Genomic DNA, 4,911 nt, shown 5'->3' on the forward strand with positions numbered 1-4,911 from the left:
AATAACGAAAAATTAACAAATGGCCACCTTTTTCACGTTGCTTCACAATCGAAAACATTTACTGCCACGGCCGTGATGCAGCTGCAGGAGCGCGGCAAGTTGCGCATTGATGATTCAGTGACAGAGCATCTACCGTGGCTGGCGCAGCATAGCGACCAGCGTTGGCGCGACGTAACCTTGCGTCAATTGTTGAGTCACTCAGCAGGTGTAATTCGCGACGGTCAGGCGTCAGGCTTTTGGCAGTTCCAAGGAGAATTTCCAGATAAAGACGAGTTCAAGCAGCAAATCATGCAATCACAGCTAGTGTTTGAACCAAACTCTAAGTTTAAGTATTCCAACTTTGGTTTTGGCTTGCTGGGTTTGGTGATTGAACGAGCCAGCGGTAAGCCGTACGCTGATTTTGTGGCGGAAAACATCATCGCGCCGCTTGACTTAACGCAAACCACTGCGGAATATTCGCCGGAACTTCGTATGGCTACTGGCTATAGTAGGTTTGATTTGCAGCAGCAGCGTCGTCCGTTTCAACACGTCACAACTGGTGTATTACAGCCAGCCACAGGATTTTGCTCAACGGCGCATGACTTGGTAAAGTTCTTTGCTGCTCTGCAAATTGGCTCAGGTAAACTATTGAGCGACACTTCTAAAAGGGAAATGCAGCGCCCATCGTGGCAAGTCGCCGAAGAAGCAAACGCAGGAAGTTACGGATTGGGTGTTGATATCGCAAAAGCTAAAGATGGTAAGCGGCTCGTCGGTCATAGCGGCGGTTATCCAGGATTTGTCGGCCGTACCTGGTCGCGGATAGACGACGGAATAACTGTTTCGGTGCTGGCGAACGCGTATGATACAGCGCCAGGAATAGTTGCAAATTCGATATTAGGAATTATTGATCAATTTGGTGACGCTTCTGATAAAAAACGTCGAAAGTTTGAAGCGCGGTTCGTTAACGATTACGGCGTATATGAAGTTGTTGATACAGAAAAAGGATTGAGGGGTTTATGGTCTAATGATTGGCAGCCATTCAACATGGCTGAAGAGCTGGAAATAGTCGATGACACCATCTTAAATATTGCGAAGGGTAATCATTCTAGCTATTTTGGCGAACTGATGAAATATGAGTTTGACGCCAAAAATAAACCTTCCGCCATGTATCGCAGTGGCGCCAAGAATCATATTATTCTAGACGGCGATATAAAAGTATGAAAGGATTTTCATGTCAAACATAGAATACGAAGCAAAAATATATGATGTCGATCCCGCCGATATCATAGAAAAGTTGACAAGTCTCGGCGCTAAGGAAGTCGGTAATTACAATTTTTGCCGTTACGTATTTGATACGATTCCAGCTAAGCCAGATCGCTGGGTTCGGTTGCGCTCTGATGGTAAACAGGCGACTTTGACCGTCAAAGAAATAACCGCTGCCACTATTGACGGTACTCACGAGTGGGAAGTTGAAGTGTCTGATATGGAAACTACACTGGAAATATTAGCAAAAATCGGCATTAAACCGCGCGGTTATCAAGAAAACAAACGCCAAGAATACGACCTCGACGGTGTTCAGGTTGTCATCGACCGCTGGCCGAAGTTAAAGCCATATGTCGAAATAGAAGCGAACAGCGTAGTGGAAGTGGTAAAAACGGCAGCGCTGCTTGGCTTTGCTGAGAGCGATTTGATAACGAAAAGCACTTCTGATTTATACCGGAATATCGGTATAGACATCGAGAAACTTGCGGAATTAAAATTTGATAAATAGACTGGTCTGCGAAATAAGTATATGAGTAAAACGAAACTACCAACCGACTCTCAAATTAAAAACTTGCACAAAAAATACGCCAAAACTGATGCTGATTTCGTGTTGATTTACACTCACTGTCAAGTGGTTGACGCAATTGCGGCGCAGCTTTTAGACACTAAGCCAAATTCTCAGATCGACCGCGATTTGTTGCACGTTGCTTGCATGCTTCATGATATCGGCGCGTATGATGTTCTGGAAAACGGCAAATTTGTTGACGGCGTTCGCCACGGCGTGATTGGTGAAAAGATTCTGCGAAATGAAGGTTTTCCCGAACAAATTTGGCGGTTCGCTTCGCACCATACTGGCGTAGGCTTGACCGAGCAGGATGTAATTAACCAAAACTTGTCCATTCCGCCAGCCGACTATACCGCTAACACGCCCGAGGAGCGGCTGCTAATGTACGCCGACAAATTTCATTCCAAAAGCAAATCACCCAAAGAGCCACCATATTTTTGCACGTTTGAATGGTATTATAATCTGGTGCAAAAATTTGGCAGCGATAAACAAGCCAAATTTCAGGCGCTAGCAGACGAGTTTGGCAAACCGGATATTACACTTGTCGCCAGTAAGTTTGGTTTTAGTATTAAAGATGTAAATTAGCGTCAGGATAATTGCCGGTATGTTTGCACCGCTTTAGGCAAATATGTATAATCTATACAGATTATGAATGATAGCGAAGTGCCCGCGGTAGGCAAGCAAGTGATCGTTGCCTGCGCGTTTATTCATCACAATTTTGACGGCGTTGAGAAGATCTTTATGCCTAAGCGTGCTGCGACGAAGAAGTTTATGCCAAGCGTGTTTGAACTGCCTGGCGGTCATGTGGATTTTGGAGAAGATATCGTGGCTGGATTGAAGCGCGAAATTCGCGAAGAATTCGGCAAGACTATTACGGTTGGCAATCCGTTTGCTGCATTTACGTATCATAATTCGGTGAAAGGTTCGCATTCAATTGAAGTAGTATATTTTGCACAATTTGACGACATCGGCAATATTAAACTAAATCCGAAAGACCACAGCGAATATAAATGGCTATCGTTTGACGAGCTGCCGAAGGTATTTGGGAATGGTAAAGATGAAACTGACGAAGAAATCCAGCTGATAAAACGCGGCTTTGCCTTGTTGAATGGTGCTCAGTTGAAATTTTAGCCAAATGCCGGTCAACATTGAAAAATCCAGAAAAGATATGGCAGCTGTCTTTACGCGCGTGAAAAATAAATTGGCGCCAGTGCTTGCGGACAGTTCGCAAATTCATCATGTCGGCAGTACCGCGGTACCTAGTTTGGACGGTAAAAATATCCTAGACATCCTTATTTCTGCTAAAGATAGCGAACATATGAACGAGCTGCGGGGTAAACTGGTAGAGATTGGATATTTTCCTTCATTAAATCCAAGTTCCCGTCAAGGGTATATCTTCCTGGCGTCCCGACAAGAAGAAACTGGCGAGGGCGATATCCATATTCACCTCGCGGTCGCGAATACTGAAACGCACGATAACTTCTTAATCATCAGAGATTATCTAAGGTCTCACAATGACGAAGCTGATCAATATTCAAAGATAAAATATCAATATGCCAAGCAAGCAAATTACGACAGATCAGCGTATAAAAAGCTCAAAGCAGCCTACGTTGATGAACTTTTACAGCGTGCCAGAAAGTGGAAAAATGGCGGCTAATCTCCTTCTTCACATCCCGCACGCTTCGCTGTGTTTACCGCCAGATTTTTGGCGCGATGTTACGGTTGATCGGGAAATTATCGATCACAATCTACACTTTATAGCTGATTGTAAAGTGGACGAACTTGCTAGGGATATTGATTGCCATAAAGTAACAGCCAAGTATTCGCGGTTATATTGCGACGTTGAGCGGTTTCAAAATGACGCCGATGAACCGATGGCGAGGCTGGGTATGGGCGCGGTATATACACATTTACCGGGAGGTGCGCAGTATCGCCAGGTAATACCTGAGCGCCGCGAGGAAATTATCAGGCAAGCGTATGAGCCTCATCATGTACAGCTAAACAAATTGAGCCAAAAAATTGTTGCTCAGCATGGCTCGTGTATGATGATTGATCTGCATAGCTACAGTGATGATTTGGTGCGAAAATTGTTTGGCTATACGGAAAATCTGCCTGATATCTGCCTGGGTTATGACGATGAATGGTTTAGTGAAAATGATGCCTTAAAACTGAAAACGTATATAGAAAAACTGGGCTATAGCTGCGCGCTAAATTATCCGTATGCGGGTGCGCTGGTGCCGATGGATTTTTACCGCGATAAAAAGCCAGGACTGCGCTCAGTCATGTTGGAGATTAATCGGCGTATTTACCTGGATGGTGAAACGGTGCGCCAAGAATCAGTGCACGACATTGGTAAAATAATCAAATATATCGCCAATGAATTTTAAGGGTTATAGCTGAACACCCAGCCACGTCGCCAATATCTCGCCGGCAAAGTACGCCAGTCCAGAGGCGACCGCTCCCAGGAGTAAGGTGATGGTAGCTTCCCGCAACGGTGATTGCTTGCCGACTTTGCCCTTAATAAAGCCGATTGTTAAGAAAGTAATTGCCGTTAGTAGCGAGCTGATATAGAATAGGGTGGTGCTTGGTGCTTTCATAGCTGCAATCACGTCGATCAAGTAGATTAGTACTGGCACGCTGCCGACTGCCACGAAAGCCAAGAATGTAGCTAAACCGATAATTTTGGGAGAAGCCTAAGGAGTAATCTATGATTGAAATCGAAGCCAAATTCAAATTATCTGACAATATGATTCGTGACAAGCTCATTGCGGTCCTAGAAAGTCAGTTTGTCGCACCCGCCTCAGTCAAACACCAAATCGATACGGTTTTTCTACTACCTGAGCAGGTTGACGCACCAATTATTCCTGGCTCAAAGATTATGCGAATACGCGACATCCTCGACCCAAAAACCGGTGAGTTGCAGCGGAGCTTGATGACGCTAAAAATCGAAGGGCAGGCGAAATTAGTATCTGATGAATATGAATTTGCGGTTGACGACGGCGACATGGCACGCCAAATGCTCACAGCACTGGGCTGGCAAGAGGTTGTTACGGTTGATAAAGTCCGCCTTGAATCGAAAACTGAGGACTATACGATTTGTGTCG

At 45.0% G+C, this 4,911-nt stretch carries 8 protein-coding genes; 7 read left to right on the forward strand and 1 reads right to left on the reverse strand.

Features of this window, described 5'->3' with window-relative positions:
* From G1ANC_RS03685 to G1ANC_RS03710, 6 genes are all read left to right on the forward strand, one after another.
* A partial coding sequence (locus G1ANC_RS03685) for a serine hydrolase (RefSeq protein ID WP_164998017.1) occupies nucleotides 1-1,200 on the forward strand: 1,200 nt, incomplete at its 5' end.
* Between the two features lie 10 nt (nucleotides 1,201-1,210).
* Complete coding sequence (locus tag G1ANC_RS03690; RefSeq protein ID WP_129693654.1) at nucleotides 1,211-1,750, forward strand: class IV adenylate cyclase; 540 nt, start codon at nucleotides 1,211-1,213, stop codon at nucleotides 1,748-1,750.
* 21 nt (nucleotides 1,751-1,771) lie between these two features.
* A complete protein-coding gene (locus G1ANC_RS03695) occupies nucleotides 1,772-2,392 on the forward strand; it encodes an HD domain-containing protein (protein WP_129693655.1) in 621 nt (206 codons plus the stop codon).
* A 63-nt stretch (nucleotides 2,393-2,455) separates the two neighbouring features.
* Nucleotides 2,456-2,938: an NUDIX hydrolase gene (locus G1ANC_RS03700; protein ID WP_129693656.1), complete on the forward strand. Its 483-nt coding sequence runs from the start codon at nucleotides 2,456-2,458 to the stop codon at nucleotides 2,936-2,938.
* 4 nt (nucleotides 2,939-2,942) lie between these two features.
* The gene (locus tag G1ANC_RS03705; protein ID WP_129693657.1) at nucleotides 2,943-3,464 is read left to right on the forward strand and encodes a GrpB family protein; all 522 of its coding nucleotides are present in this window, start codon (nucleotides 2,943-2,945) and stop codon (nucleotides 3,462-3,464) included.
* A complete protein-coding gene (locus G1ANC_RS03710) occupies nucleotides 3,454-4,194 on the forward strand; it encodes an N-formylglutamate amidohydrolase (protein WP_164998018.1) in 741 nt (246 codons plus the stop codon). Before G1ANC_RS03705 ends, G1ANC_RS03710 begins: the two co-directional genes overlap by 11 nt.
* Before the next feature lie 3 nt (nucleotides 4,195-4,197).
* Here the strand turns inward: G1ANC_RS03710 and G1ANC_RS03715 are convergent, their stop codons facing one another.
* Nucleotides 4,198-4,488, reverse strand: coding sequence for a VIT1/CCC1 transporter family protein (locus tag G1ANC_RS03715; RefSeq protein WP_129693659.1), 291 nt, complete (start codon nucleotides 4,486-4,488; stop codon nucleotides 4,198-4,200).
* A 26-nt stretch (nucleotides 4,489-4,514) separates the two neighbouring features.
* Here G1ANC_RS03715 and G1ANC_RS03720 point away from each other — a divergent pair.
* A partial coding sequence (locus G1ANC_RS03720; protein ID WP_129693660.1) for a CYTH domain-containing protein occupies nucleotides 4,515-4,911 on the forward strand: 397 nt, incomplete at its 3' end.

The organism is Candidatus Nanosynsacchari sp. TM7_ANC_38.39_G1_1 (genome assembly GCF_004138385.1).

Excerpts from the sequence above, each read along its gene's own strand:
- G1ANC_RS03690 (WP_129693654.1), top strand. The coding sequence starts at position 1,211 with ATGTCAAACATAGAATACGAAGCAAAAATATATGATGTCGATCCCGCC.
- G1ANC_RS03695 (WP_129693655.1), top strand. The coding sequence starts at position 1,772 with ATGAGTAAAACGAAACTACCAACCGACTCTCAAATTAAAAACTTGCAC.
- G1ANC_RS03700 (WP_129693656.1), top strand. The coding sequence starts at position 2,456 with ATGAATGATAGCGAAGTGCCCGCGGTAGGCAAGCAAGTGATCGTTGCC.
- G1ANC_RS03705 (WP_129693657.1), top strand. The coding sequence starts at position 2,943 with ATGCCGGTCAACATTGAAAAATCCAGAAAAGATATGGCAGCTGTCTTT.
- G1ANC_RS03710 (WP_164998018.1), top strand. The coding sequence starts at position 3,454 with ATGGCGGCTAATCTCCTTCTTCACATCCCGCACGCTTCGCTGTGTTTA.